We start from the raw sequence: 25,903 nt of genomic DNA on the forward strand, positions 1-25,903 counted from the left end.
ATTTTGCAAAATAAACTCATCTGCGACGCCAGCCTAGTTGATCAACGTCGGTTTCATCATCGGTGTCGACGTCTTGGGCATGACCCCCAAACGTCGGGCGACTTCGGTATAGGCATCCGTCAGCGACCCCAGATCGCGGCGGAACACATCCTTATCCAGCTTCTGTCCGGTTTCGATATCCCACAGACGGCAGCTGTCGGGGCTGATCTCGTCGGCGACGATCAGACGCTGGAAATCGCCCTCGTAGATCCGGCCCACCTCAAGCTTGAAGTCCACCAGCCGGATGCCCACGGCCATCATCACGCCGGACATGAAATCATTGACCCGCAGCGACAGGCTCAGAATGTCTTCCATGTCCTGCTGACCGGCCCAGCCAAAGGCGGCGATATGTTCCTCGGTGACCAGCGGATCGCCAAGGTCATTGTTCTTGAAGTGATATTCTACAATCGGGCGCGGCAGTTGCATGCCCTCGTCAATGCCAAGCCGCGTGGACAGATCCCCCGCCGCATAGTTGCGCACAACGATCTCGAGCGGGATGATCTCTGCCTGACGGATCAGCTGTTCGCGCATGTTCAGACGTTTGATGAAATGCGTGGGCACGCCGATGTTGTTCAGGCCGGTCATGAAGAATTCGGACAGGCGGTTGTTCAGCACGCCCTTGCCTTCGATCACCGCTTTTTTCTCGGCGTTAAAGGCGGTTGTGTCGTCTTTGAAGTGCTGGACAATGGTCCCCGGTTCCGGTCCTTCATACAGGATCTTCGCCGTACCTTCATAGATTTTCGTGCGACGGGCCATGCACATCCCTTCCAGACAACAGGCCGGTTGGAATACCCATCAGCCATTTCTAGCCTGTCACATAGTCCAAGCGCCCCTGCCACGCAAGCGCGCGCCCTGCCCTCATGGCAGCCATGCACGCAGAAACCATGGCAACGGCTCATGACGATCATGAGAATAATGAAGTTGCGTCAACAGGGGCGTTGTGGGAAACGGCAAAATCACCCATTTAGCGGAGCGTTTTGATGTCCAACCCCCTCACCGATCTTCTGGCTGAAAAAGGCACGCTGCTGGCCGATGGTGCCACTGGCACGAACCTGTTCAACATGGGCCTGATGTCCGGTGATGCGCCAGAGATGTGGAACACCGAACAGCCGCAAAACATCATCAAGCTGTATCAGGGTGCGGTGCAATCAGGCAGCGATATCTTCCTGACCAACTCCTTCGGCGCGAATGCCTCGCGTCTGAAACTGCATAATGCCGAAAAACGCGCCCATGAGCTTAGCCGCGTGTCCGCCGAGCTCGCGCGCGAGGTCGCGGATAAGGCCGGTCGCAAGGTCATCGTTGCGGGCTCCGTCGGCCCCACAGGCGAGATCATGGAGCCGGTCGGCCCCCTCACCCACGCGCTGGCGGTCGAGATGTTCCACGAAACCGCAGACGGGCTGAAAGCCGGTGGTGCCGATGTGGGCTGGCTGGAGACCATCAGCGCCCCCGAGGAATACCGCGCCGCCGCCGAAGGCTTCAAGCTGGCAGGGCTCGACTGGGTCGGCACAATGAGCTTTGACACCGCAGGCCGCACCATGATGGGCATGACCTCCGAGGCGATGGTCGACATGGTGCATGACCTCGATTATGGCCCGCTGGCCTATGGGGCCAACTGCGGCACCGGCGCGTCGGATGTGTTGCGCACGGTGTTGGGGTTCGCCTCAAAAGGCATGCCGACGCCGATTGTGTCCAAGGGCAACGCGGGCATCCCGAAATACGTCGAAGGCCACATCCACTATGACGGCACGCCCGAACTGATGGCCGATTACGCCGAGATGGCCCGCAACTGCGGCGCGTCGATCATCGGCGGTTGCTGTGGCACCATGCCGGAACATCTGGTGCATATGCGCGCCGCTCTCGACAGCCGACCCAAGGGCGACGCCCCCACGCTGGAACAGATTGTCGAGGCCCTTGGCCCGTTTTCATCGGCAAGCGATGGCACCGATGGCGAAGGCCCAACCCGCGCACCACGCCGTGGCCGCCGCCGGGGTTAATCCCCGAACAGATCCAACTGCGCGCTCGCCCGTTTGGGCGGGCGGAACAGATCGCAGCGCATCGGCGGCAATAGCGTATCCAGCCCCAACCGTTTGACCGCCAAGGTAAACCGCTGCGCAATCATCTCGGCATAGGGGCCTTCGCCGCGCATCCGTCGGTGCCAATTTGCGTCATATTCCTTCCCCCCGTGCATCTCGCGCAGCCGCGCCATGATGCGACTCGCGCGGTCAGGGTAATGCGCCGTCAACCATTCCTGCATCAAGGGCGACACCTCGCGCGGCAAGCGCAGCATGATCCAGCTGGCCGCGACGGCCCCCGCATCGCGCCCCGCTTCCAAAATCGCCTCAAGCTCGGGATCGGTCAGCGCCGGCACCATGGGGGACGCCATGACCCGCACCGGAATTCCTGCCTCTGCCAAACGTTCGATCACCTGCAACCGGCGTTTCGGGGCAGGCACCCGCGGCTCCATCAACCGCGAAAGCTTCGCATCCAGCGTCGTCACCGACACGCCCACGCGGCACAGCCCGCGCGCCGCCATATCCGACAGAATATCAATATCCCGCTCGATCAGACTGCCCTTGGTCACAATGGCAACGGGATGGTTCGCGTCTGACAACACCTCAAGCAGAGCGCGCATGATCCGATGCTCTTTCTCGATCGGCTGATAGGGATCGGTATTCGTGCCAATCGCAATGGGGGCGACCTGGTATTTCTTCGCCGCCAACTCTCGTTTCAACACCTCGGGTGCCTCGGGCCGTGCGATCAGCCGCGTCTCGAAATCCAGGCCCGGCGACAACCCCAGATAGGCGTGGCTTGGCCGCGCGAAACAATAGACACAGCCGTGTTCACACCCGCGATACGGGTTGATCGACCGGTCGAACGGCAGGTCCGGCGACTGGTTGTAGCTGATCACAGAGCGTGGAATTTCAACGCTCACCTGGGTGCGCAAGACCGGCAAAGGGTCATCATCGCCCGCCCATCCATCGGCCACAGCGCTGACGGTCAGCGGCTCGAACCGGCCCGATCGGTTGCTGGATGTGCCCCGTCCGGGCAGTCTGTATTTGCGCTGTGCCTGATCCATTCAAATCTTTTGGAACAAATTAGGAACATGGTCAAGTATATTGGCCCAAGCCATTGTTTTACAGCACGATTGAGCGTAATTTCCCAACAACCAAAGCGTCGCACGCGGTGCCGGGTTTGTCGCAAAAAGCACGAAGCTTTCGGCGCGTATGTGACAAAAAGGCACAAGCCCGCGCGGGTGAGTTAACCGATGAGGAACGACTATGTCGGATGAAGACGAAATTATCCTTGCCGATCTGGACGACGAAGAACTTGTTCAGCAGATGTTTGATGATCTCTATGACGGTCTGCGCGAAGAGATCGAAGAAGGGGTCAATATCCTGATCGAACGCGATTGGGCACCCTATGATATTCTGACCAAGGCGCTTGTTGGCGGCATGACCATCGTCGGGGCCGACTTCCGCGACGGTATCCTCTTTGTCCCCGAAGTGCTTCTGGCTGCGAACGCGATGAAAGGCGGCATGGCGATCCTAAAGCCGCTGCTGGCCGAAACCGGTGCGCCGCGCGTGGGCAAGATGGTGATCGGTACGGTCAAGGGCGACATCCACGACATCGGCAAGAACCTTGTGTCGATGATGATGGAAGGCGCGGGCTTTGAGGTTGTCGATCTTGGCATCAACAATTCGGTCGAAGCCTATCTTGAAGCGATGGAGACCGAAGGGCCGGACATTCTTGGCATGTCCGCGCTCCTGACCACGACCATGCCCTATATGAAAGTCGTGATCGACACGATGGTCGAACAGGGCATCCGCGATGACTATATCGTGCTGGTCGGCGGTGCCCCGTTGAACGAAGAATTCGGCAAGGCCATCGGTGCCGATGCCTATTGCCGCGATGCCGCCGTCGCGGTGGAAACCGCCAAGGAATGGGTCGGGCGGAAACACAACGCCGCCAAGGCGTAAACAGTTGATCTAGAACATAAAGGCCCTTCCCTACCGGAGGGGCCTTTTGCATGACGGAGCGTGAGATGAAGCCGCCCTCGGACCGTGATCTGACAGAAAAAGGCCTGCCGCTCGCCCCGCAGACGGGCCGCATTCTGCTGATCGCCTGCGGGGCGCTGGCGCGGGAAATTCTCGACCTGAAAGAGGCGAACGGCTGGTCGCATCTGGACCTGACCTGCCTGCCCGCCAAGCTGCATCTCTACCCAGAAAAAATCACCGACGAAGTCCGCGCAGCCGTTAAGAAACATCGCGACAAATACGACGATATATTCGTTGTCTACGCCGACTGCGGCACCGGCGGATTGCTAGAGGCGGAGTGTAAGAAACTTGGCGTGCAGATGGTCGCCGGGCCCCATTGCTATAGCTTTTTTGAGGGCAATGACCGCTTTGCCAAGATCTCGGAGGACGAGATTACCACCTTCTATCTCACTGATTTTCTGGTCCGCCAGTTCGACGCTTTCATTATAAAACCCATGGGGCTCGACCGGCACCCCGACCTGCGCGATATGTACTTCGGGAACTACGAAAAGCTTGTGTATCAGGCGCAAACAGATGATCCCGCGCTCACCGCCAAGGCGAAAACATGCGCTGATAGGCTCGGCCTTGCCTTTGAACGGCGCTTTACCGGCTACGGTGATCTGGCGCGCACCCTCAAGGCGCTCTGATCTTCATTTTGCCAAATAAACTCAACTGGCACAGCCGTCGCCACCCCCCGCAGGCGCGCGTTCAACCTTGCTGTGCAGCCTCGCCGCGAATCCGTTCGATCATCGCGGTCAGCCCGTTAGACCGCTGCGCCGACAGATGTTCGTTCAACCCAAGACGCCCCATCTCGGCACGGGCATCGATGGCGCTGACGTTTGCCGCGGGCACGCCGTTATACAGTTTTTGAAGCACGGCAATCAGGCCTGAAACGATCATCGCATCGCTGGCCCCGTCGAAATGGAGCACGCCATCCTCGAACTGCGTATGCAACCAGACCTGACTGGCGCACCCATCTACTTTGGTTGCGGGCACGCGCAGCTCTTCGGTCAGCGGCTCCATCGCCTTGCCCAGATCGATCACATGGCGATAGCGGTCTTCCCAATCGTCCAGAAACTCGAAATCCTCGACCAGTTCTTCAAATGCCTCTGTCGCCACGGTGCGTCCCTCTTTTCGCTTGCCAAACAGGTAGGTTGCACGATGCCAAAGGTCCACCCCCTTCCCAACGGGTCTGGGATGGGTTAGTCAAATATTACCGAAATTTCTACGGCGGACCCCATGCGCAAGACCTTTTCAGCCATCCTGGTATCGACCCTTGTTTTGACAGGCTGCGCGACCGTGCGCGACAGCCGTGTCAACCCGTTCAACTGGTTCGGGACCGCGCGGTCTGAACCGATCACCCGTCAGGAAGCCTCGACCAACCCTTTGATCCCGCAGCGGACCGGATTGTTCTCCTCCTCGCGGAATAAAGAGGTTGTATATGCCGGTCGCCCCTTCGACCAGATCATTGATCTGACGATCGAAGAAGTACCAGGCGGTGCCGTCGTGCGCGCCACCGGTCGCGCGGATCGTCAGGGCATTTACGAGGTGCAGCTGACCCCCGCGAACGAAGACGAGCTGCCAGTGGACGGCGTTCTGACCTACCGTCTTGAAGGGGTAGAACCAAGCGAGGCGACCGCCGTCGGCACGCCTCCAACCCGCGAGGTTACGGCCGGCCGCAAGCTGACCAACCAGACGCTGGCTGGCGTGACGACCATCCGCGTCGAAGGGCTGCGCAACGCGATGACATCGCGCCGCTAACCCAAAATAAATTAATAAAAACCAAAAGGTTGAGCGTTAAAGCTCAACCACTTTCAGATCGGACCCGACCGCGGTCAAAGCGATCTCACCGTTGCACAGTCTCAGCGCATCTTCCCCGAATACCTCGCGTCGCCACCCTTTCAGGGCGGCCACATCACGCAGCCCTGCGGCGATCCCGTCAAGATCCGCAGCGGGGGCGATCAGCTTGGCCGCAACGCCTGCGCTTTCGGACTTGGCCTTCAGCAAGACACGCAGCAGATCGGACAACGCCGGATTGACCTGAAGCTTGTCGCGGCTGCGATCCGGTTGCGGCATATCGCCGGGCGGGCAATTCACGCCAGCGGCCACCGCCTTGAGGATACCATCCGCGATCTCGCCCTTGCGGGCCTCGCGCAGAAGCAAACGGGCGCGGCCCAGTTCCTCGTGGTTTTTCGGCTTATTGCTGGCCAGCTCTACCATCGCGTCATCCTTATAGACGCGGCTGCGCGGGATGTTGCGTGTCTGGGCGTATTCCTCGCGGAAGGCGGCCAGTTCGCGCACAAGCGCCAGGAACTTTGGCGAATTCGTGCGCGTCTTGACCCGACGCCATGCCTCGCGCGGCGGGGTGACATAGGTGTCAGGGCTGGTCAGGATCTCAAGCTCTTCCTGAACCCAGCGGGCGCGGCCCGTCTGTTCAAGCTTACGCGCAAGGAATTCGTAAATCTGGCGCAGGTGCGTGACATCGGCCAGCGCGTATTTCGCCTGCGCATCGCTCAGCGGGCGGCGCGACCAGTCGGTAAAACGGGACGTCTTATCAAGAGGTTGATGGGCGATCTTGCGCACCAGAGTTTCATATCCCACCTGTTCGCCAAAGCCACAGACCATCGCTGCGACCTGTGTGTCGAACAAGGGTTCGGGAAAGACGCCCGCATCGACATAGAAAATCTCTAGATCCTGCCGCGCGGCGTGGAAGACTTTGACCACCGACGTATCACGGAACAGCGTGTACAGCGGGTCAAGCGACAGCCCTTCGCTCAGCGGGTCCACCAGAACGGCATTGCTATCGTCGGTGCCGGGCATCGCCAACTGGATCAGACAGAGCTTGGAATAATAGGTCCGTTCGCGCAGAAACTCGGTATCGACGGTCACGTAATCATGCTTGGCGGCCTCTGTGCAGTAGGCTTCAAGCTCGGCGGTGGTGGTGATTGTTTTCATAGCGCTACTTTGGACAGAGGAAGCCATTCAGGCAATGGAAAAGCGCATGGTTTCAGCGCAATAGACCGCGCGGTCAGCTTTCCAGCATTAAAAGATCACGGTTGCCGCTGGCAAACCGCCGCAGCACCGCAGGGTAAAGACGATGTTCCTGCACCAGAACCCGCGCTGCCAGATCCTCTGGCGTGTCGCCGGCCATGACGGGAATGGTCGCCTGCCCCAAAATCGGCCCGTCATCCAGCGCCGCTGTAACCTCGTGCACGGTGCAGCCATGTTGGGTATCGCCGGCCTCAAGCGCCCGGGCATGGGTGTGCAGCCCCTTATAGCGCGGCAGCAAAGACGGATGGATATTGATCATCCGCCCCGCCCAAGCATCCGTAAAGCCACCGGTCAGTTTGCGCATAAACCCGGCCAGACAGATGATGTCCGGTGCGTGGGGCATCAGCCGCGCGGTCAGTTCGTTTTCAAAGGCAGCGCGATCCCCTGCAAAGGGCTTGTGATCCACGACTTCGGTCGGGATGCCGCGTTCTTTGGCCCAGGCGATCCCGCCCGCGTCCGCCACATTCGACACCACCACACAGGGACGCGCGGGGTGGTCGCCGGTCATGTCTTCGACCAGCGCCCGCATGTTCGACCCGCCACCCGAAAGGAAAATCGCAACCCGTTTGGTCACAGCAGGCTGCCGGTATAGGCAACGCCCGTGGTCTCGGTGACATTACCCATCGGATAGACCGTTTCGCCCGCCTCGGACAGCAGTTTGCTCAGCGCCTCGGCCTCATCCGCCTTGACCACAAGGATCATACCCACGCCGCAGTTAAAGGTCTTGAGCATCTCGGCTTCCGAGATCGCACCCACATCGGCCATCCATTTGAACACGCCGGGCAGCTCCCAGCTGTCCAGATCAATCTGCGCGCCCAGATCATCGGGCAGCACACGGGGCAGGTTTTCCGTCAGACCGCCGCCGGTGATATGGGCCAGCGCATTCACGCCCCCTGCCCGCACGGCCTGCAACGCGGGTTTCACATAAAGCCGCGTCGGCGTCAGCAGCACCTCGCCCAATGTTCCGTCTGCCCAGGGGCAATCCGCATCCCAGCCAAGACCAGAGATCTCGACCAGTTTACGCACCAAAGAATAGCCGTTCGAATGCACCCCGTCCGAGGCAAGCCCCAGCAGCACATCCCCCGCCGCCACATCACGGGGCAGGTCCGCGCCGCGTTCCATCGCGCCCACAGAGAAGCCCGCGAGGTCGAAATCACCTTCGGAATACATGCCAGGCATCTCTGCCGTCTCGCCCCCGATCAACGCGCAGCCAGAGCCTTCGCAGCCTTTGGCGATGCCTTCGATGATCCGCGCGGCCTGTTCGGTCTCAAGCTTGCCGGTGGCGAAATAATCGAGGAAAAACAGCGGCTCCGCCCCTTGGCAGACCAGATCGTTGACGCACATGGCGACCAGATCGACCCCAACGCCATCGACGTTGCCGGTATCAATCGCGATCCGCAGCTTGGTGCCCACACCGTCCGTCGCAGCGACGAGGATCGGGTCGGTATAGCCCGCCCCCTTGAGGTCGAACAGCGCGCCGAAACCGCCAAGCCCCGACATCACGCCCGGACGCTTTGTCCGTTTGGCCGCCGGTTTGATACGTTCTACCAGCGCGTTGCCTGCATCAATATCCACACCAGCGTCTGCATAGGTGATCGAGTTCTTGGAGTTGGTCATGACGCATCCCGCTGCCTGTTCCCTTTGCGAAAGTGGGTTATAGCAGGTTGCGCAGGCGTGCAATGCACCTAAGCCACATCTGCGCGTTTCTATCCCTTGACGCGACGCGCCCGCCCGCTTACCAAACCGCGCAGGCGGGCCTGTAGCTCAATTGGTTAGAGCAGAGCGCTCATAACGCTTTGGTTGCGGGTTCAAGTCCTGCCGGGCCTACCAAACTTTCAGTATTCAAACTGAAACCGCCGCGTTCCATTTGAAAATACAGGGTTACTCCGGGGTTGCACGCTACGATCCGCGGGACAATCGCGCTGTTTCGCGTGGCCTCAGGCGGCAGCGTTTACCTCGAGGCTTTGCGCGGCGCGGATGGGGAGTGTCAGGATAAAGCAGCTGCCCTGCCCGACGACGCTGGACACGCTGAGGCTGCCGCCCTGCATCTCTGCCAGACTGCGCGAAATCGCGAGCCCCATGCCCGTGCCGCCTGCCCGACGCGTGGCGGTGGAATCGACCTGATAGAAGACCTCGAAAATGCTTTGGAGTTCGGCTTCGGGGATGCCGGCACCGCTGTCATGCACTTCGAAGCTGACGACATCGCCCACGGGTTTCACCACCAGACGGACGAAACCGGTGTCGGTGAATTTGATCGCGTTGCCGATGAGGTTGAACAGGATCTGCCGCGCGCGCACCTTATCGGCAAAGACCATATCCGCCTCTTGCACCACATCAAAGGCCAGCCCCTTCTTGCTTGAAAGTGTGCGAAGCTGTTCGATCACCGGATCGACAATATCCTGCACCGCACAAGGACTGGGTTCGATCACAAGGCTGCCGGATTCGATCTTGGCCACGTCGAGGATCTCGTTGATGAGGTGCAACAGATGCTCGCCGGATTGCACCAACCGGTTCATCAGGCCGGACAGCTGGTCGTACATCTCATCCAGCAGACGCTTTGCCTCTGCGTGGCTGATCTCTCCGTCCTCATAGCCCTTGAGCAGCGCCTTGGATGACGACAGCATACGCGCATTGCGGGAAAGCTGCGCCACGCCCATGATCACCGTCAGCGGCGTGCGCAGCTCGTGGCTGAGGACGCCCATGAAATCAGTCTTGGCCTTGCTGGCAGCTTCGGCGGCATCCTTGGCGTGGCTCAGCTCGGTCACATCCACGCGCAGGCCGACATAGCTACCGTCTGCCAAAGGCCGGTCAGAGGCTTTGATCACGCGCCCGCCCCACAAGTGTTGTTCTGTCTCGGATGTCCTGTTTTCGCGATGAATGGCCAAGCGACGCTCGATCCATTCTTCCTCGTTATAGCGCCCCATGGGAAATTGCTTGCTTTTGACACCGATACGCAGCAGCTCGGCAAATGGTGTTCCGGGTTTGAGCACTTCAGAGGGAAGATCGTACATCTCTTTGTATTTCGAGTTGCTCAGAAGCAAACGATCCTGCGCGTCGAACATGACAAACCCGTCGTTCAGCGCCTCGATCCCGCTGCTTAGCAGAACTTCGGCACGTTTGCGCCGCTCTGACACCTGCAGCACATAAAGCAGCGTGCCCAAAAGCATCAGCCCGGCCGATGCGATCAGCGCGCGTTTTGACCATTGATCGGGCGCGTGTTTGGGCCATCCGCCCTTGGTGCGCGCTTCCAGCATCCATTCCTCGAAGGAGAAATCGAATTCCAACGTAACAGTATCCGCCTCCAGCAGGCTCTGATCGCCGTAGGTGAACATCTGCGGCCCTACCCCCACCTGCGGAGAGGCCGCATGAATGAGGATATCATAGCGTTCTTCGGCCTCACGTATGCCGGAATTGATCAGGAATTGATCATAGTCCAGCACGAGCGATACGATCCCCCACAGCTGGCGTTTGCTGCCGTCAACATCGCCTTCGGTGGCAAAGTCGGGATCGGGCCAATAGACCGGGGCGCGCAGGATCAGTCCCTTACCGCCTTGCACCAGATCGACGGGGCCGGTCATCAGTTCTTTGCCCAGGTTCAGCATCCGTTCGATGCCGGGAAACTGGTCTTCGTTTGTGCGGTAATCTAACCCAAGCGCGCCCATGTTAGGCTCGAGCGGGTGGATCAGGGTCACGACAAGTTCGGGCGCGGCAGCGATATTGATGACCGTGTCGTCGATTTCACGTATATTCTGAACCCGCTGGGTAAACTCTTCCTGCTTGGCAAAGGGGTTTTCGCCTATGAACGTCGCAAGTTCGCGCAGCGCGAGGGACCGTTCGTGAATGATCTCTTCGAACTGTTCGCGCACCTCAAGCAGGTCCAGATATGTCTGGGCGCGGGCTTCGTATACGAAAGCTTCGGAGAGCAGACGATCCAGACGGCCGGCGGCGTAGGTAATGATGACCGTCGCGACAAAAAACGCGACCAGTGACCAGATACCACCGATGTGGGTGCGCTTTGTTCTACTTAAGGGCAAGCACTGTTCCGCCTGAAGCGCAGCCTAGCTGCGGATTACATCAAGCATCCAAGTCTAAGAGATCGTTCTATGCGGCGGCAGGGCGAGGTTCCGCCGACATAATACTATTGGAGATGTGTGGCGCGCGCGCCTCATTTATTAACTTTGCGTAAACCTTAACCTTCGCGCCCAAATAAGTTGCGCGCGCCGGATAAATATCCGACGCGCGCACCACGTTTACCGTTGCCTCGCAGGCTTAGGGCAGGAAAATCGCCTTGGCATTGGCGAATTCCTTCATGCCGAATCCGCCATGCTCACGCCCATAGCCGGAATCTTTCACCCCGCCAAAGGGCATATTCGGATCGGCAGCCCCGAAGGAGTTGATGCGGATCATGCCTGTGTCGAAATGCTCTCTCGCGAGCTTCAAGGCGCGGTCCTCGTCCTTCGAGAATATCCCGCCGCCCAGACCGTAGCGACTGTCATTCGCCAGACGCATCGCATCGTCGTCATCCTTCGCACGGATGATCGACGCGACGGGCCCGAAGATTTCATCGTCAAACGCCGGCATACCGGGTTTGAGGTCGGACAATACCGTCGCGGGGTAATAGGCCCCCGTACGGTCAGGCACCTCGCCACCGCACAGCACCTTGGCCCCTTTATCAACGCTTTCTTTCACCTGATCGCGCACGGTCTCGAACTGGTCTTGGCTGGACAACGGCCCGAGCTGAACGTTTTCGTCGGTCGGATCGCCCATATTGATCTTCTTCATCTCGGCGACGAAGGCATCAACAAAGGCGTCATGCACCTTATCGGCGACAATAAAGCGTTTCGCCGATACACAGGTTTCCCCGTTGTTATAGAGCCGACCCATAACCGAGAATTTGACCGCTGTTTCGATATCAGCATCCTCAAGCACCAGATAGGCGTCGTTGGACCCGAGCTCGAGCACGGTCTTTTTCAGCGACTTCGCGGCGACCGACCCGATGTGACGGCCCGCGCCATCGCTGCCCGTCATTGTCACGCCACGCACCTTGGGGTGTTCGATCAGCTTGTCGCTGGTGTCGTGGTCGATGAGGATCACTTGGAATAGGTCTTCGGGTAGCCCAGCCTCGATACAAAGTTCGCGCAGGCGAAGGCCCGAGCCGGTGCAGATGCTCGCGTGTTTCAGAACACAACCGTTGCCGGTCATCAGGTTCGCCGCAAGCACACGGGTGGGTTGGTACAGTGGGAAGTTCCACGGCTGGATCGAATAGATGACGCCGATAGGCTGATAAGTCACGACCCCGCGTTTGCCGTCGGCACCGTGGGTGCGTTCTTCATCCGCAAGCACGTCGGGGCCATTCTTGGCGGTATATTCAAAGATGGCCGCGCAAATCTCTACCTCGGTCTTGCCATCTTTCAGCAGCTTACCTGTCTCGCGCGTCATGAGGGCGGCTAATTCATCCGCGTTCTCGCGCAGCTTGGCGGCGATCTTGGTCAGATAGGGCGCGCGTTCTTTGTGCGACAGCTTGCGCCATTCAAGATGCGCGTCATGACAGGCTTCGACCCGCTGAATAGCCTCTGCTTCGCTCATCAGATCGTAGGACTGGATCTCTTCTTCGGTGGCGGGATTGATTGTCGTGATCTTGGACATGTCTGCTCCTTCTTCGCTTATTCGCGTCGAAGGGCAAACACATGGCCGTCGTATCAAGTTCCTGCGGTTGCGGCTGCTGCGGTCACGTCTGCGTGTGCGACACCCGCGCACTTAGCCGCCGAAGCCCGTGCGCCCGCTGCCCACCTTCCCGAAACCGCCGCGGGATTTCGCCGTAGCGCGGGTCATCGGGGTTTTGCCCACGGTCGTCGCGGGGCGGGTGAATTGCGAGGTGCTGAGCTTGGCGGCCCCCTTGTTGCTGGAATAGGTGCTGGTGCGCGCCGCATTGGTAAACTTGCCATCCGCCGTCTTATACATCGGCTGGCTTGCGGCCATGCCCGACCGCCCGCCCAGCATGTTCCCGATCAGATAGCCCGCGAGCAACGGCATGAAGATACCGCCCGACCCGCCCTGTGTTTGCTGCGCCTCTGACCCGCAGGCCCCTTCGCCGTGTTGTTCTTCGCAGACATCCAAACTGTTGTAACGCGGTGCGGATTCTACATGCAGTGTCTCTGCCTCGGCAAAGGCGGTTTCACAATCGGCGGCGGTGAATGTGCCCCCAAAAGACGCCTCGTTCTTGCAGCTTTGCACATCGGGAAAGGCAGCGGCATCAATCTTTTCGTCGCGGCAACCGGCCAGTGTAAAGGCGGTGGCCCCGATGATCGCGATGGCGACGCGTTTTGACCGTTTTGTCATGATGATCTGCTTTCTGCTGTGGTTCGGCGATTAGGCGACGATGCTAACCGGAATATGGCGCAATGTAATGGGGTTTGAAACGTGACAGATCCTGCGTGATCCTAGACCTGTCCTCGCGCAGGCCGATGCCCGCACAGGTCTGCCCGATGATCCACGCGCCGACCACGGGGCGCATCCCGTCGAACTGCGGCAAAGGCGCATAGGCCTGAAGGATACGGGCGTGTTCGGCATACGCCGTGTTGCTGGCACTTTCGATGATCTGGCCGGATTTCACGATCTCGACCGAGGCCCCTTCGCGCGACAGGATCGGTTTGCGCACATGGGCCCGTGCAAGCCATGCGCGCGCTCGGTCAAAGGCATCCGCCGCACGCCCCGTGACAGAGCCGCGCCCCGCCATCGCCTCGCCCACATCCTGTTCAAAGAACGCAGGGAGCAGGTTCGGGTGATCCTCGAACATCTCCCACAGCACGGGCAGTAGGCCCTTGTTGGAAAGCAGCGCTTTCCATGCGGGTTCAAGAAACAGACAGCCAGAGCCTTCGATGTGGTCCGCGTAATCGTCGCGCAGCAGGTCTTCCCACGGGTAGAGTTTGAACAAGACGGCGATGCGGCGGTCCTCATCATCCAGAAACTGCCCGTCATCGCTCAGCGCGATTTTATCAAGGTCGCAATAATGCGCCCCCAACCCCGCCTCGCGCGCAGCCCAACCCATAGCCTCTACCGTGCCGTAATCTTCGGGATTGCCCGCCACGGCGGTGAAATGCAGATCGCTATCGGGTTCAAACACGTCGGCGAAACGGGCGACAAGCGCCTCGTGGATGCCGTTGAACTGATCCGCCCCCTCGGGCAGGTTGCCTGCCTCTAGCTGATCTTCCAACCACTGCCACTGGAAGGACGCCGATTCATAAAGCGAGGTCGGCGTATCGGCATTATACTCCAGCAGTTTGGCAGGCCCCTGCCCGTCATATGCCAGATCGAAGCGGCCATAGATCTCGGGGTCGCCTTGCTTCCAGCTGTTCGCAATGAGGTCGCGGTGCGCTTCGGGAATGGCAAGCTTGTCCAACAGCTCTTCGCTGGCAAGGATGTGATCCACCGCCTCGCGGCACATAGCATGCAGCGCGGTCGCGGGGTCTTCGATGTCATTTTCAATCTGGTCAAGCGAGAACGCATATACAGAGGTTTCGTCCCAATAGGGTTCGCCGTGCATGTCCGCGAAGGAAAAACCGACCTCTTTGGCGTGGTCGCGCCAATGGGGCCGTTCGGCTAGTTCTACTCTTTGCATCCGGCCCGACCTTTCCCGCGAAAAACTACCGCGGGTTTAATCGCTTTGCCCCTGTGGTGCCAGAGCATATCCACCATTGCCCCTTCCGCACCCGCATCAGTCACAAAAACGTCAGACATATCGCGGAACAACAGGCGCGCCCATTCGTTGAACGGTCTACGCGGTCGTTATTGCGGCGTCTCGGATGACGCCCTGACCGGTATAAGAAATGAATTGAAAGGCCCAAAAACATGAAAATTCTCATGGTACTCACCTCCCACGACAAGCTGGGCGACACTGGTAACAAAACCGGTTTCTGGCTCGAAGAGTTCGCGGCCCCCTATTATGTGTTCAAGGACGCTGGTGCAGAGATCACTTTGGCATCGCCCAAAGGCGGACAGCCGCCGCTTGATCCGTCCAGCGATGCAGATGATGCGCAAACCGACGCGACCAAACGGTTCAAGGGCGATGACGCCGCACAGAAAGAGCTGGCCAACACCGAGGTGCTTTCGAGCGTTTCGGCTGACGGTTTCGACGCGATCTTCTACCCCGGGGGCCACGGCCCGCTGTGGGATCTGGCTGAAGACAAGGCCAGCATCAACCTGATCGAAAGCTTTGCCGCCAGCGACCGCCCCGTCGGGGCCGTCTGCCATGCGCCAGCGGTGTTCAAGCACACCAAAGGCACCGACGACAAACCGCTGGTATCGGGCAAAACCGTCACCGGTTTCACCAATACCGAGGAAGAGGCCGTGGGCCTGACCGACGTGGTCCCCTTTCTGATCGAAGACATGCTCAAGACCAATGGTGGGACCTATAAGAAGGGTGACGACTGGGCATCCTTCGTGGTGACCGATGGCAAGCTTATCACCGGCCAGAACCCCGCGTCTTCGGAAGAAGCCGCCCACAAGCTATTGTCGCTGCTGTAAAAGACCGCCCGCCGCGCGAGGGTCGCGCGGCGGGCAGTTTTTCCGCGACACGTATAACAAGGATTACAACCATGAATATTCTCGTCGCCGGCGCGACCGGCAAAACCGGTATCCGCGTCACTGAACAACTCCGCGAACAGGGTCACACGCCGATCGCCCTTGTCCGCGATTCCTCTGACACCAGTGCGCTGGCCTCTGACGTGGTGCTGCGCAAGGGGGACCTGACCAATCTGTCCGCTGACGCCTGCGAAGGCTGCGATGCGGTGATCTTTGCCGCGGGCTCTGGCGGGTCCACAGGGCCAGAGATGACCGACAAGGTCGACCGCGATGGTGCCAAAGATCTGGTGGATATCGCCGCCAAGGCCGGCATCTCGCGCTTTGTGATGCTCAGCAGTGTCGGCGCGGACAACCCCGACCCAGACAGCGAGCTTGCGCATTATCTGCAAGCCAAGCACGAAGCCGACGTGCATTTGCAAAACTCCGGCCTCGAATACGCCATCCTGCGCCCCGTCGCGCTGACGGATGATGCGGGCAATCGGAATATGATTTTTGGCGACAGCGTTGACGTCAAAGCCAAGGCCGCCCGTGGCGATGTTGCCGCCGCTTTGGTCGATGCCGTCACCGACCCCGAATGGAAGAACCAGGCTTTGCTGATGCAATCCGCCTGATCACGAGTTTGCTTATAATCTGACTACGCGCGGCACCTCCCACCCGCTCGCGGAAAGAATGCGCTATGCCGCCAGACCCCATCGGTCTGGCGGTTTTTCTATGAGTGACGCTGCGAAAGCGACATTTCGCGCCAAATCCGCCCCATTGCCCCCCTTGGCATCCCTGATCGTCTCGTCTATCAGGCGCCTTCCCGGTCGCAGCCTACCCGGGTATCAAAACAAGGGTTAAGAAATGAAAACGATTGTCATCTGCTCCGGCGGATTGGATTCTGTGTCGCTCGCTCATATGGTGGCGGCAAATCGCAAGCTGACGGGGCTGGTGTCTTTCGACTACGGTCAGCGTCACCGCAAGGAACTAGACTATGCCGCGCTCTGCGCCAAACGTCTGGATGTTCGCCATGACATCATCGATATGCGCGGGATCGGTGCGGCGCTGACCGGGTCCGCGCTGACTGATGATGTGGATGTACCCGACGGGCATTACGCCGAAGAAACGATGCGGGTCACCGTTGTCCCCAACCGGAATGCGATCATGCTGACGGTCGCCTATGGCATTGCCGCCGCACGGGGGGATCAGGCGGTCGCAACCGCGGTGCATGGGGGCGATCACTTCATCTACCCCGACTGCCGCCCCGATTTCACCCAAGCGTTTGAGTTCATGCAATATATGGCGCTGGACGGCTACGCCGATGTGTCGCTTTACACGCCGTTTGTGCACCGCTCAAAAGCCGATATCGTGACTGAAGGCCAGCGCCATAACACCCCCTTCGCCGAGACATGGTCTTGCTACAAGGGCGGCGTGCATCACTGCGGGCGCTGTGGCACCTGCGTGGAACGGCGCGAGGCTTTCGATCTGGCGGGGGTTACCGACCCGACCCAATATGACGATCCCGATTTCTGGGCCGAAGCGGTCAAGCGGAAGATCCTCGCCTGATGTATACCATTACGAAAGAGTTCCATTTCTCCGCCTCACATCAGCTGTCGCATCTGCCCGATGGCCACCAATGCGCCCGCCTGCACGGGCATAACTATGTCGTGGTGGTGGAGCTTCGGGCCAAAGAGCTGAACGCCGACGGTTTTGTTCGCGACTACGGAGAGCTGAAGCCGCTCAAGACCTATATAGACGAGACTTTCGATCATCGTCACCTCAACGACGTGCTGGATTTTGTCTCCACCGGCGAGAATATGGCGCGTCATCTCTATGAATGGTGCGCGAACCGTTGGCCCGAGACCACCGCCGTCAAAGTCAGCGAGACGCCCAAAACCTGGGCAGAGTACCGGCCATGAGCCAGCTACGCATCGCCGAGGTGTTCGGCCCCACGATACAGGGCGAAGGCGCGCTGATCGGGGAACCCACCGTCTTTGTGCGCACGGGCGGCTGTGACTATCGCTGCGCGTGGTGCGACAGTATGCACGCGGTTGACCCCGCATTCCGCCATGACTGGGCCAACATGTCGACCGACGCGGTCTGGCAAGAGGTGCAGCGCCTGTCGGATAACACGCCGCTGACCGTATCCCTGTCAGGCGGCAACCCCGCCATTCAGGACTTCGCGCCCTTGATCCAATTGGGTCATGCTGCCGGCTACCGTTTTGCCTGCGAAACGCAAGGCTCCATCGCGAAGCCGTGGTTCGGGCAGTTGGATTGTCTTGTGCTGAGCCCGAAACCACCATCCAGCGGCGAGACGGTGGATTGGGCCGCTTTCGACCGTTGCGTTGCAGCTGGCGAAACGGCGGCCCAGACGGTGATGAAGATCGTGATATTCGACGACGCGGATTACGATTGGGCCCGCGTCGCCGCCACCCGCTACCCCCAACTGCCGCTTTATCTGCAACCGGGCAACGACGAGGTCGACCCGAGCGTCGCTGTCGATCCGCAGGTGCTGGCGGGTAAGCTATTGTGGCTGGTGGACAAAACCATGGCAGATCGCTGGTTCACGCCGCGCCTGCTGCCGCAACTTCACGTATTGCTATGGGGCAACAAACGCGGGGTCTGACCCGCCACCGGAGGATTTATGGAAACGATTTACAGCGATTTGCAGCAGCTTGGCGGCAAGACAGAGCTTCCCGCCTCGCCCGAAGAAGCGATGCTCGAGAAAGTCGCGAACCCTCAGGCCGATGTCGATTACTGCGTGCGCTTCACCGCGCCCGAGTTCACCTCGCTTTGCCCGATGACCGGCCAGCCCGACTTTGCGCATCTGGTGATTGACTATGTACCGGATCAGTATCTGGTCGAGTCCAAATCGCTCAAGCTTTACCTGGGCGCATTTCGCAACCACGGTGCCTTTCACGAGGATTGCACCGTCTCTATCGGCCGCCGTCTGGTAGAGCTGCTGTCGCCCCGCTGGCTTCGCATCGGCGGTTACTGGTATCCGCGCGGGGGCATCCCCATCGACGTGTTCTGGCAAACGGGCGAGACCCCCAAAAGCGTCTGGATTCCCGACCAGGGCGTGCCGCCCTATCGCGGGCGCGGGTGAAGCGAGAGAAACCCCAACACTACCTAAGGTGGATCAAAGCCGCGCAACGAGTGCCTCGCTGCGCGGCTTTTTTGTGCTCGGATTTCTCGGCATATTCTTATGCCAAACCTGCCGATTACCTTTAGATATGAGCGCAAAGCCCGGCGATCAGTCAGCCCCGTCTCGCAGGACCCAGAACAACTAAAACGTGTTACCGCACGTAAGCTGTTAGCCTTAAAGGTTATTTATCGCTAGACATTGCACTTTTTAATTGCGTTAATATTTCAATAGCGAGTGATTTCAGTACGAGTATCGATTTTTACACTTCGCCAAGTTTTTTTGGCAGACATTTCAGGTGACACATGTTTTCGAAGCTCGTCCGGGCGCTTTCGCGCGTGCCGTGCAAATTTGGTATTCATCGCTGGCGTGACAGTACAACCATGCCGCAAAAAGTCTGTACGAGGTGCCACTGTCGGCGACAGACCTACGTTTAAGGTCAATGTCTCCGCTTTATAATGCGCCCTTCTGAAGACCACATATAACGCTCCTGCCCCGCATATATTCTATACTGTGGGACAGAAGAAAGCTCAGTCACCGGGGCAGCAGCCTGCCCCGGTGAAGCATTCATCAGCCGTTGATCAGCACTTCGCCGAAGCTTTCGCGCAGATCACGTTTCAACACCTTGCCGGTCGCGTTGCGCGGCAATGCGTCGGTAAAGACGACGCGATCAGGGATCTGCCATTTGGCGATCTTATCCTCGAAAATCGACAGGATCTCTGCCTCGCTCGGGTCCTGGCCTTCGGCTTTCACCGCAATCAGGATCGGACGTTCGTCCCATTTCTCGTGACGGGCACCGATGACGGCCGCATCTGCGATTTGCGGGTGACCGATCGCGATGTTTTCAAGCTCGACCGAGCTGATCCATTCGCCGCCCGACTTGATGATATCTTTTGACCGATCACGGATCGTGACATAGCCGTCAGGGTCCATTGTCGCCACATCGCCCGTGTCGAACCAACCGTCCTTGTTCAGCGTCTCGCTGCGGGTCTTGCGGAAATAGCTGTCGAGAATCCAGTAGCCCTTGGTGACCAGATCGCCCTGCGTCACGCCGTCATGCGCCACGGGATTGCCGTCGTCATCAAGGATTTCAAGATCCACACCAAAGACCGGACGACCCTGATTTTCGCGCAGCTTGTTTTGCGCGTCGGCAGAAAGCTTGGTGTGTTTGGCCAGCAGCTGGTTGATGCTGCCGACGGGCGACATCTCGGTCATGCCCCAGGCGTGGATCGTCTCTACCCCGTATTTCTCGCGGAAGGCGGTCATCATCGACGGCGGGCAGGCAGAGCCGCCAACCACGGTACGCTGCAGGCTTTCCAGCTTGCTGCCGATCTTATCCGCCTCGTTCAGCAGCCCCAGCCAGATGGTTGGAACGCCAAGCGCCAGCGACACATGGTTGGTGTCGATCAGTTTTACCAGCGACGGGCCATCCAGACCGGGACCGGGCATTACCATTGCCGCGCCAACCATGGCGCAGGCATAGGGCGCGCCCCAGGCGTTGACGTGGAACATCGGCACGACGGGCAACACCACATCCTTGGCCGTGATCGCAATGCTGTCGGCCAGGTTGATCCCAAAGCTGTGCAACACGGTCGAACGGTGTGAATACAGAACGCCCTTGGGGTTACCCGTGGTGCCCGAGGTGTAGCACAGGCTGGAGGCGGTGTTCTCGTCCAGATCCGGCCAGATGAACTCGGGGTCGCCGCTGGCGATCAGGTCGTCATAGAACTTGATCCCGGGCAGTTGCGCGGCGGCTTCTTCATCGGTGCCTTCCATCAGAACGACATGCTCAAGATGTTCAAGCTTGTCCTGAATGCCCGCAATCAGCGGCACAAACGTCTTGTCGATGAACAGCACCTTATCTTCGGCGTGGTTCAGGATATAGACAAGCTGTTCGGGGAAGAGACGCGGGTTGATGGTGTGGCAGACGAAGCCGCCGCCCGATGCACCAAAGTAGATTTCGAGGTGACGGCGGTTGTTCCAGGCGATGGTGCCGCAGCGCGCCTGCGGGTCCAGCCCCAGATTTGTCAGCGCAGAGGCCAGCGCACGGGCGTTGCGCGCGACTTGACCCCAAGAGGTCTGCTCCAACCCGCCGGTGGTCTTGACAGAGACAATCTCTGTCTCGCCGTGAAAGCGTTGTGCGTGTTCGATCAAGCTCGAAATCAGCAGCGGTTTATTCATCATTTGGCCAAGCATGGCGCATCCTCCCAATTACTCGTTGGGTGCAAAATGGACAAATCACCCCAGTCTTGCAAGCGCCCTCATTGCTGCTTACGCAGGGTTCATGACAGTTATTTATCACACGCCCCTTTCCCCCGATCAGCAACGCGCCGCCGGTATGCCAACACCGCAACCGCTGGCCATGGCAGATCAGGTCCGCTTCTCTGATCTGGACACCAACAACCACGTCAATAACACCGTTTATTTCGAATGGTTCGAACGGCTGCGCATCCGCTATACGCAGTCATTGGTGGAACGCGGGCTGATCGACAGCCCCGGCCCGCGCGTGGTGATCCGGTCAGGGTCGATCCGCTATCTGCAAGAGATGCTGGAGCGCGAGAATTACATCGTCACCTGCCGCTGCACCAGCTTTCGCAACACCTCTTACGCTTTGGCGCAAGAGGTTTGGGTGGGCCGCGAACTGCGGGCGACGTTCGAGTGTATTTTGGTACTGCTGGAACGAGACGGCTCCGGTCGGTATCCCCTGCCCGACCGTTTGAAACAGTATTTTGAGCAGACTGAAAACGCCCGCCCCGAGGGGTAACCGCCGCGCGCGCATGCATCGAAAGGAACATAAGATATGACAGTCACCACCCGCCCGATGGACGCCGCGGATCGCAGCGCCTGGGAAACGCTCTTTGCCGGCTACGCCGCCTTCTACAAGGTCGATCAGACGCCGCAGATGCGTGAAACCGTCTTTGGCTGGTTGATGGACCCCGATCACGGCAGCAATTGCATCGTGGCACAGGATGACAGCGGCACGCTTGTCGGATTTACCCATTACCGCCCCTTTGTCAGCCAGCTGCGCGCGGCGACGAACTGTTTTCTGGATGATCTGTTTGTCAGCCCGCAGGCCCGCGGTACCGGAGCCGCACAGGCGCTGATCAAAGCGGTTGAGACGGTGGCGAAAAACAACGGCTGGGGCACGCTGCGCTGGATCACGGCAGAAGATAACTATCGCGGGCGTGGGGCCTACGACAAGCTGGCGACCCGCACGGGCTGGGTGACCTATGACATCGCGCTGAAGGGGTAGGCTGCAGCGCTGTGCGCGAGGTTGGGGATGAGGGGCGCTGCCCCTCACACTCCCCGGAGTTTATTTGGCAAAATGAAGCCGTGATCCTAATCGGCGTGTTTTGCAATAAAGGCGACAAGAGCGGCGGTTGAGCCGTCTTTATCGGTCGCAGGTGCCGCGCCCTCGACGATGGGTTGCAATGAGGTGGCGAGCTCTTTGCCCAGCTCCACGCCCCACTGGTCGTAGGAATTGATGCCCAGAATGACCCCTTCCACAAAGACGCGATGTTCATACAGCGCGATGATTTGGCCCAAAGTGAACGGGTCGAGCAGAGGGTAGCTGAGCGTGGTCGAGGGGCGGTTTCCGGGGAAGACGCGGTGGCGCGCCTGACGGTCCAGCTCGGCACCGGTCAGACCTTTTGCCGCCATCAGCTCTGACGCTTCTTGCAAGGATCGACCGCGCATCAATGCTTCGGATTGCGCAAGGCAATTGGCGATCAGCAGCTTGTGGTGATGCGTCAGGTCCGGCTCGTGCCCATTGGCCGCGATCAGGAATTCGCAAGGAATAACGCGGGTGCCTTGGTGGATCAGTTGGTAGAACGCGTGCTGACCATTGGTGCCCGCTGCGCCCCAGACGACGGGACCCGTGTGATAGGGCGCGGCAGTGCCATCCATCAGGGTCGACTTGCCGTTGGATTCCATTTCAAGCTGCTGGAGGTAATCGGGCAGTTGCCCCAACCGCTGGTCATAGGGCAGCACAGCGCGGGTGGCATAGCCGCAGATCTGATTATGCCAGATGCCGACCAGGGCGAGCAACATGGGCATGTTCTCGTGTGGGGCGGCCGCGCAGAAGTGACGGTCCATCGCCTGCCCCCCGCGCAAGAACGCATCAAAGGCGCGTGGGCCAATGGCGATCATCAGCGACAGGCCGATGGGCCCCCAGACAGAATAGCGCCCACCGACCCAGTCTTCGAAGCCAAAGACCTGATCCGCATCGATACCGAAATCGCTGGTCTTGTCCTGCGCTGTGCTCAGGGCTGCAAACTGTTTTGCCGGATCGCCGCCATTCTCTGTCATCCACGCACGTGCGGTACGGGCGTTTGTCATCGTCTCGATCGTGGTGAAGGTCTTGGAAGCGACGATCACCAATGTGGTTTTCGCATCAAGCCCGCGGAGCGTGTCCGAGATATGTGCCCCGTCGACATTCGACACGAAGTGGCAGCGCGGCCCGTCATGATAGGGCGAGAGCGCCTGCACCGCCATCGCGGGCCCAAGATCGGACCCACCGATCCCGATATTCACCACATCCGTGATGTCGCTGCTGCGGATCTGATCCGCGAAACCGCGCATCCGGTCGAGCGTATCATGGACGCCGGGAATCACATCCGCCCCATCCACCATCACCGCGCCCCCATCAAGATTGCGCAGCGCCGTGTGCAGTACCGCGCGGTCTTCGGTCTCGTTGATCTTTTCGCCGGCGAACATCGCATCGCGGCGCGCGGGCACATCGGCGGCGTCTACCAGTCCCAGCAGCGCATCCATCGTATCGCGGTCAAGGTTGGTTTTGGAGAAGTCGAACAACATGTCGCCGGTCTGCGCGCTGAACGTCTGGGCGCGATCGGCTGTGTCGAACAACGACAGGATAGAGCGGTCTTGCACCGCCGCCTGCATACGGATCAAATCATCAAACTGCGTCATGGTGCCCAATGTACTGTTGCCTCGTTCAATACTGCGCCGATGGGGGCCTGAAGGGCCGGCAGGCTTTGCGCCTGTTCCACCGCTGCACGTTTTTCATCGCCAAAGATCACAAGATGTTTTGACATTGCACCTTCCAGCACCCTGCGCGACAGGGTGATGCGCCCGATATCCTGCCCGTCGACATCGATCGGACAGAGCGCCGGCGCGTCCGCGGCCATCGCCGCCTCCAGCCCGTTTGACCCGGGAAAGAGCGAAGCCGTGTGCATATCCGCGCCCATGCCCAGCAACAGCACCGACAGCGGCAATCGGGTTTCGATCTGGGGGGACAGTGTTTCTGCGGCCTCGGCCGAGGTCAGCCCGTCGATGTAGAAAGGGGTGAACGCTGCCTCGGCCGCGCGGCCCACCAGCAGGCGATTGCGCAAGAGCCGCGCGTTCGACATCTCGTGGTCGGGGGCGACCCAGCGTTCGTCGCCTAGCATGACCTGCACCCGCGCCCAATCAAGATTGGCCGCGCTCAGGCTGTCAAAGATCGGCCCCGGGGTTGTTCCGCCCGGCACGGCGAAGCTGACCGTGTCATGGGATAACAGGGCGTTCTTCAGCTCCCCTGCGATCAGATTGGCAAGGTCCATCGCAAGGACTTCGCGGTCGGCATATTCGATCAACCTCATGCAGAATACTCCCGCCATTGGCGCTGGTCACGGCGCATCAGTTCGTTGGCATCTGTCGGGCCGTCAGACCCGCTGTCGTAGGGTTTGGGCACGTCATTGCGCGCTTCCCAGCCCTGGATGATCGGGTCGGTCCAGGCCCAAGCGGCCTCTACCTCGTCGCCGCGCATGAACAGGGTCTGGTTGCCACGGATCACGTCCATGATCAGACGTTCATAGGCGTCTACCTGTTCGGAGCCTTCAGGCCCCAAAGCGTCGGCGAATGTCATGTCCAAGGGCACGTCCACCAAACGCATGCCGCCCGGGCCCGGTTCCTTGATCGTCACGCCAAGGGTGATGCCTTCGTTCGGCTGCAAACGGATCGACAGAACATTGCGGTGGCGGCCTGCGTCTTCGGCAAAAATCGAATGGGGTGTTTCCTTGAAGACGACCGTGATCTCGGAGGACCGCGCCGCCATGCGTTTGCCGGTACGTAGATAAAAAGGCGTGCCAGCCCACCGCCAGTTACTGATGTGGGTTTTCAGCGCGACGAAGCTTTCGGTGCGCGAGCGTGGATCCCCCACAGCGGTACGGTAACCGGGTTGTTCGGCCTCGTTGCACGGTTCCGCTTGATATTGACCGCGGGCGATATGATGCGGCAGCACAGGGTCAAGCGCGCGGATCACCTTGAGCTTTTCATCGCGTACCGCGTCGGGGTCAAACCGCGCGGGCGGCTCCATCGCGATCAGGCACAAAAGCTGCATCAGGTGGTTTTGCACCATATCGCGCATGGCACCCGATTTGTCGTAATATTCGCCCCTGCCCCCGACGCCGACGGTTTCAGCCACGGTGATCTGGATGTGATCGACATATTGGCTGTTCCACAGCGGCTCGAACAGCATGTTGCCAAACCGCACAGCCATCAGGTTTTGCACTGTCTCTTTGCCTAGATAGTGGTCGATCCGGTAGATCTGGCTTTCGTCGAAATACTTGGCGAGCGTGGCGTTGAGCGCCTGCGCGGTTTTCAGGTCGCGGCCAAAGGGCTTTTCGACGACGATCCGGCTTTGCGCGTCAGCCATGCCCCATTGTTGCAGACGTTCCGCCAGATCACCGAACAACGCGGGCGAGACAGAGAAATAATAGGCCTCTACCCGTTCGGTCCCGGCCATGAGCTTTTGCAACTCGGCCCAGCCGTCCTCGCCTTTCGCGTCGATCGCGACATATTCCAGCCGGTCGATGAACCCGTCCAGCTGCGCCTTCTCGTGCCCGAAGTCGCCGTTGAATTCGGCAATCGCCTCGCGGATCATCTGCTGGTAGCCCGCGCGGTCCATTTCTGTGCGCGCGGCACCGATGACACGGGCGTTTTCGGGCATCTGCCCTGCGCAAAAGCGCCGGAACAAGCCCGGCAGGATCTTGCGGCGCGCCAGATCGCCTGTGCCGCCGAAAATCACCAGATCAAAAGGATCGACCGGAATGACGCGTGATACCATGTGGATGCTCCTTGT

26 protein-coding genes and 1 tRNA gene are annotated in these 25,903 nt (G+C 59.7%); 13 read left to right on the top strand and 14 right to left on the bottom strand.

Annotation, left to right across the window (positions count from 1 at the left end; all coding sequences use genetic code 11):
• Positions 1-33: 33 nt before the first annotated feature.
• Positions 34-795, bottom strand: coding sequence for a phosphoribosylaminoimidazolesuccinocarboxamide synthase (gene purC / locus EE36_RS15140; RefSeq protein WP_005853701.1), 762 nt, complete (start codon positions 793-795; stop codon positions 34-36).
• 224 nt (positions 796-1,019) lie between these two features.
• Here purC and bmt point away from each other — a divergent pair, with 224 nt between their 5' ends.
• Positions 1,020-2,033: a betaine--homocysteine S-methyltransferase gene (bmt, locus tag EE36_RS15145; RefSeq protein ID WP_005853702.1), complete on the top strand. Its 1,014-nt coding sequence runs from the start codon at positions 1,020-1,022 to the stop codon at positions 2,031-2,033.
• Here the strand turns inward: bmt and EE36_RS15150 are convergent.
• Positions 2,030-3,115, bottom strand: coding sequence for a PA0069 family radical SAM protein (locus EE36_RS15150; RefSeq protein WP_005853704.1), 1,086 nt, complete (start codon positions 3,113-3,115; stop codon positions 2,030-2,032). The genes bmt and EE36_RS15150 overlap by 4 nt on opposite strands.
• Positions 3,116-3,317: 202 nt before the next feature.
• Between EE36_RS15150 and EE36_RS15155 the strand changes: the two genes are divergently transcribed.
• Both EE36_RS15155 and EE36_RS15160 read left to right on the top strand, forming a co-directional pair.
• A complete protein-coding gene (locus tag EE36_RS15155; RefSeq protein WP_005853706.1) occupies positions 3,318-4,016 on the top strand; it encodes a cobalamin-binding protein in 699 nt (232 codons plus the stop codon).
• Between the two features lie 65 nt (positions 4,017-4,081).
• Positions 4,082-4,720 (top strand): DUF1638 domain-containing protein, encoded by a 639-nt coding sequence (locus EE36_RS15160; protein WP_039912298.1) that lies wholly within the window; start codon positions 4,082-4,084, stop codon positions 4,718-4,720.
• 61 nt (positions 4,721-4,781) lie between these two features.
• Here EE36_RS15160 and EE36_RS15165 read toward each other — a convergent pair whose 3' ends face one another.
• Positions 4,782-5,192 carry a SufE family protein gene (locus EE36_RS15165; protein WP_005853710.1) on the bottom strand — a complete coding sequence of 137 codons (411 nt, stop codon included), beginning with the start codon at positions 5,190-5,192 and terminating at the stop codon, positions 4,782-4,784.
• A gap of 120 nt (positions 5,193-5,312) precedes the next feature.
• Here EE36_RS15165 and EE36_RS15170 point away from each other — a divergent pair, with 120 nt between their 5' ends.
• Positions 5,313-5,834: a hypothetical protein gene (locus EE36_RS15170; protein ID WP_005853711.1), complete on the top strand. Its 522-nt coding sequence runs from the start codon at positions 5,313-5,315 to the stop codon at positions 5,832-5,834.
• A gap of 36 nt (positions 5,835-5,870) precedes the next feature.
• On the opposite strand, the gene rnd is transcribed toward EE36_RS15170, so the two are convergent.
• From rnd to purM, 3 genes are all read right to left on the bottom strand, one after another.
• The gene (rnd, locus tag EE36_RS15175; protein ID WP_005853713.1) at positions 5,871-7,028 is read right to left on the bottom strand and encodes a ribonuclease D; all 1,158 of its coding nucleotides are present in this window, start codon (positions 7,026-7,028) and stop codon (positions 5,871-5,873) included.
• A 73-nt stretch (positions 7,029-7,101) separates the two neighbouring features.
• The gene (gene purN / locus EE36_RS15180) at positions 7,102-7,698 is read right to left on the bottom strand and encodes a phosphoribosylglycinamide formyltransferase (RefSeq protein ID WP_005853715.1); all 597 of its coding nucleotides are present in this window, start codon (positions 7,696-7,698) and stop codon (positions 7,102-7,104) included.
• A complete protein-coding gene (gene purM, locus EE36_RS15185; protein WP_005853717.1) occupies positions 7,695-8,741 on the bottom strand; it encodes a phosphoribosylformylglycinamidine cyclo-ligase in 1,047 nt (348 codons plus the stop codon). The genes purN and purM overlap by 4 nt, the downstream gene beginning before the upstream one ends.
• A gap of 136 nt (positions 8,742-8,877) precedes the next feature.
• Here purM and EE36_RS15190 point away from each other — a divergent pair.
• Positions 8,878-8,954: transfer RNA gene (locus EE36_RS15190), tRNA-Ile, on the top strand.
• Positions 8,955-9,061: 107 nt separating this feature from the next.
• Here the strand turns inward: EE36_RS15190 and EE36_RS15195 are convergent.
• The 4 genes from EE36_RS15195 to EE36_RS15210 all read right to left on the bottom strand — a co-directional run bounded on the left by EE36_RS15195 (position 9,062) and on the right by EE36_RS15210 (position 14,742).
• A complete protein-coding gene (locus tag EE36_RS15195) occupies positions 9,062-11,158 on the bottom strand; it encodes an ATP-binding protein (RefSeq protein WP_005853719.1) in 2,097 nt (698 codons plus the stop codon).
• A 235-nt stretch (positions 11,159-11,393) separates the two neighbouring features.
• A complete protein-coding gene (locus tag EE36_RS15200; protein WP_005853720.1) occupies positions 11,394-12,770 on the bottom strand; it encodes an NAD-dependent succinate-semialdehyde dehydrogenase in 1,377 nt (458 codons plus the stop codon).
• A 111-nt stretch (positions 12,771-12,881) separates the two neighbouring features.
• A complete protein-coding gene (locus EE36_RS15205; protein ID WP_005853722.1) occupies positions 12,882-13,463 on the bottom strand; it encodes a DUF1190 domain-containing protein in 582 nt (193 codons plus the stop codon).
• 43 nt (positions 13,464-13,506) lie between these two features.
• Positions 13,507-14,742: a glutathionylspermidine synthase family protein gene (locus EE36_RS15210; protein ID WP_005853724.1), complete on the bottom strand. Its 1,236-nt coding sequence runs from the start codon at positions 14,740-14,742 to the stop codon at positions 13,507-13,509.
• A 230-nt stretch (positions 14,743-14,972) separates the two neighbouring features.
• Between EE36_RS15210 and EE36_RS15215 the strand changes: the two genes are divergently transcribed.
• The 6 genes from EE36_RS15215 to queF all read left to right on the top strand — a co-directional run bounded on the left by EE36_RS15215 (position 14,973) and on the right by queF (position 18,789).
• Positions 14,973-15,647, top strand: coding sequence for a type 1 glutamine amidotransferase domain-containing protein (locus tag EE36_RS15215; RefSeq protein ID WP_005853727.1), 675 nt, complete (start codon positions 14,973-14,975; stop codon positions 15,645-15,647).
• Positions 15,648-15,718: 71 nt separating this feature from the next.
• Positions 15,719-16,315 (top strand): SDR family oxidoreductase, encoded by a 597-nt coding sequence (locus tag EE36_RS15220; protein ID WP_005853728.1) that lies wholly within the window; start codon positions 15,719-15,721, stop codon positions 16,313-16,315.
• 232 nt (positions 16,316-16,547) lie between these two features.
• A complete protein-coding gene (gene queC / locus EE36_RS15225; protein ID WP_005853730.1) occupies positions 16,548-17,249 on the top strand; it encodes a 7-cyano-7-deazaguanine synthase QueC in 702 nt (233 codons plus the stop codon).
• Positions 17,249-17,602 carry a 6-carboxytetrahydropterin synthase QueD gene (gene queD / locus EE36_RS15230; RefSeq protein ID WP_005853732.1) on the top strand — a complete coding sequence of 118 codons (354 nt, stop codon included), beginning with the start codon at positions 17,249-17,251 and terminating at the stop codon, positions 17,600-17,602. Before queC ends, queD begins: the two co-directional genes overlap by 1 nt.
• Positions 17,599-18,309 carry a 7-carboxy-7-deazaguanine synthase QueE gene (gene queE / locus EE36_RS15235; RefSeq protein ID WP_005853734.1) on the top strand — a complete coding sequence of 237 codons (711 nt, stop codon included), beginning with the start codon at positions 17,599-17,601 and terminating at the stop codon, positions 18,307-18,309. The genes queD and queE overlap by 4 nt, the downstream gene beginning before the upstream one ends.
• Positions 18,310-18,327: 18 nt before the next feature.
• Positions 18,328-18,789: a preQ(1) synthase gene (gene queF / locus EE36_RS15240; protein WP_005853736.1), complete on the top strand. Its 462-nt coding sequence runs from the start codon at positions 18,328-18,330 to the stop codon at positions 18,787-18,789.
• Between the two features lie 606 nt (positions 18,790-19,395).
• Here the strand turns inward: queF and EE36_RS15245 are convergent.
• Positions 19,396-21,021, bottom strand: coding sequence for a long-chain fatty acid--CoA ligase (locus EE36_RS15245; RefSeq protein ID WP_005853738.1), 1,626 nt, complete (start codon positions 21,019-21,021; stop codon positions 19,396-19,398).
• A gap of 88 nt (positions 21,022-21,109) precedes the next feature.
• Between EE36_RS15245 and EE36_RS15250 the strand changes: the two genes are divergently transcribed.
• A complete protein-coding gene (locus EE36_RS15250) occupies positions 21,110-21,589 on the top strand; it encodes a thioesterase family protein (RefSeq protein WP_005853740.1) in 480 nt (159 codons plus the stop codon).
• Positions 21,590-21,625: 36 nt separating this feature from the next.
• Positions 21,626-22,078, top strand: coding sequence for a GNAT family N-acetyltransferase (locus tag EE36_RS15255; RefSeq protein ID WP_005853742.1), 453 nt, complete (start codon positions 21,626-21,628; stop codon positions 22,076-22,078).
• A gap of 86 nt (positions 22,079-22,164) precedes the next feature.
• Here the strand turns inward: EE36_RS15255 and pgi are convergent, their stop codons facing one another.
• The 3 genes from pgi to zwf are packed head-to-tail and all read right to left on the bottom strand — an operon-like array spanning position 22,165 to position 25,888.
• Complete coding sequence (gene pgi / locus EE36_RS15260) at positions 22,165-23,754, bottom strand: glucose-6-phosphate isomerase (RefSeq protein ID WP_005853744.1); 1,590 nt, start codon at positions 23,752-23,754, stop codon at positions 22,165-22,167.
• Entirely contained in the window at positions 23,751-24,422 is a 672-nt protein-coding gene (pgl, locus tag EE36_RS15265; RefSeq protein ID WP_005853745.1) for a 6-phosphogluconolactonase, read from the bottom strand. The genes pgi and pgl overlap by 4 nt, the downstream gene beginning before the upstream one ends.
• Positions 24,419-25,888, bottom strand: a complete 1,470-nt coding sequence (gene zwf / locus EE36_RS15270) for a glucose-6-phosphate dehydrogenase (RefSeq protein ID WP_005853748.1) — start codon at positions 25,886-25,888, stop codon at positions 24,419-24,421. The genes pgl and zwf overlap by 4 nt, the downstream gene beginning before the upstream one ends.
• Positions 25,889-25,903 lie beyond the last annotated feature (15 nt).

This window comes from Sulfitobacter sp. EE-36 (genome assembly GCF_000152605.1).
Lineage (GTDB): Bacteria > Pseudomonadota > Alphaproteobacteria > Rhodobacterales > Rhodobacteraceae > Sulfitobacter > Sulfitobacter pontiacus.

What these genes read in the sequence shown, in the direction of transcription:
- purC (WP_005853701.1), bottom strand. Translation starts at nt 795, where the DNA reads ATGGCCCGTCGCACGAAAATCTATGAAGGTACGGCGAAGATCCTGTAT.
- bmt (WP_005853702.1), top strand. Translation starts at nt 1,020, where the DNA reads ATGTCCAACCCCCTCACCGATCTTCTGGCTGAAAAAGGCACGCTGCTG.
- EE36_RS15150 (WP_005853704.1), bottom strand. Translation starts at nt 3,115, where the DNA reads ATGGATCAGGCACAGCGCAAATACAGACTGCCCGGACGGGGCACATCC.
- EE36_RS15155 (WP_005853706.1), top strand. Translation starts at nt 3,318, where the DNA reads ATGTCGGATGAAGACGAAATTATCCTTGCCGATCTGGACGACGAAGAA.
- EE36_RS15160 (WP_039912298.1), top strand. Translation starts at nt 4,082, where the DNA reads ATGAAGCCGCCCTCGGACCGTGATCTGACAGAAAAAGGCCTGCCGCTC.
- EE36_RS15170 (WP_005853711.1), top strand. Translation starts at nt 5,313, where the DNA reads ATGCGCAAGACCTTTTCAGCCATCCTGGTATCGACCCTTGTTTTGACA.
- rnd (WP_005853713.1), bottom strand. Translation starts at nt 7,028, where the DNA reads ATGAAAACAATCACCACCACCGCCGAGCTTGAAGCCTACTGCACAGAG.
- purM (WP_005853717.1), bottom strand. Translation starts at nt 8,741, where the DNA reads ATGACCAACTCCAAGAACTCGATCACCTATGCAGACGCTGGTGTGGAT.
- EE36_RS15200 (WP_005853720.1), bottom strand. Translation starts at nt 12,770, where the DNA reads ATGTCCAAGATCACGACAATCAATCCCGCCACCGAAGAAGAGATCCAG.
- EE36_RS15205 (WP_005853722.1), bottom strand. Translation starts at nt 13,463, where the DNA reads ATGACAAAACGGTCAAAACGCGTCGCCATCGCGATCATCGGGGCCACC.
- EE36_RS15210 (WP_005853724.1), bottom strand. Translation starts at nt 14,742, where the DNA reads ATGCAAAGAGTAGAACTAGCCGAACGGCCCCATTGGCGCGACCACGCC.
- EE36_RS15215 (WP_005853727.1), top strand. Translation starts at nt 14,973, where the DNA reads ATGAAAATTCTCATGGTACTCACCTCCCACGACAAGCTGGGCGACACT.
- EE36_RS15220 (WP_005853728.1), top strand. Translation starts at nt 15,719, where the DNA reads ATGAATATTCTCGTCGCCGGCGCGACCGGCAAAACCGGTATCCGCGTC.
- queC (WP_005853730.1), top strand. Translation starts at nt 16,548, where the DNA reads ATGAAAACGATTGTCATCTGCTCCGGCGGATTGGATTCTGTGTCGCTC.
- queD (WP_005853732.1), top strand. Translation starts at nt 17,249, where the DNA reads ATGTATACCATTACGAAAGAGTTCCATTTCTCCGCCTCACATCAGCTG.
- queE (WP_005853734.1), top strand. Translation starts at nt 17,599, where the DNA reads ATGAGCCAGCTACGCATCGCCGAGGTGTTCGGCCCCACGATACAGGGC.
- queF (WP_005853736.1), top strand. Translation starts at nt 18,328, where the DNA reads ATGGAAACGATTTACAGCGATTTGCAGCAGCTTGGCGGCAAGACAGAG.
- EE36_RS15245 (WP_005853738.1), bottom strand. Translation starts at nt 21,021, where the DNA reads ATGCTTGGCCAAATGATGAATAAACCGCTGCTGATTTCGAGCTTGATC.
- EE36_RS15250 (WP_005853740.1), top strand. Translation starts at nt 21,110, where the DNA reads ATGACAGTTATTTATCACACGCCCCTTTCCCCCGATCAGCAACGCGCC.
- EE36_RS15255 (WP_005853742.1), top strand. Translation starts at nt 21,626, where the DNA reads ATGACAGTCACCACCCGCCCGATGGACGCCGCGGATCGCAGCGCCTGG.
- pgi (WP_005853744.1), bottom strand. Translation starts at nt 23,754, where the DNA reads ATGACGCAGTTTGATGATTTGATCCGTATGCAGGCGGCGGTGCAAGAC.
- pgl (WP_005853745.1), bottom strand. Translation starts at nt 24,422, where the DNA reads ATGAGGTTGATCGAATATGCCGACCGCGAAGTCCTTGCGATGGACCTT.
- zwf (WP_005853748.1), bottom strand. Translation starts at nt 25,888, where the DNA reads ATGGTATCACGCGTCATTCCGGTCGATCCTTTTGATCTGGTGATTTTC.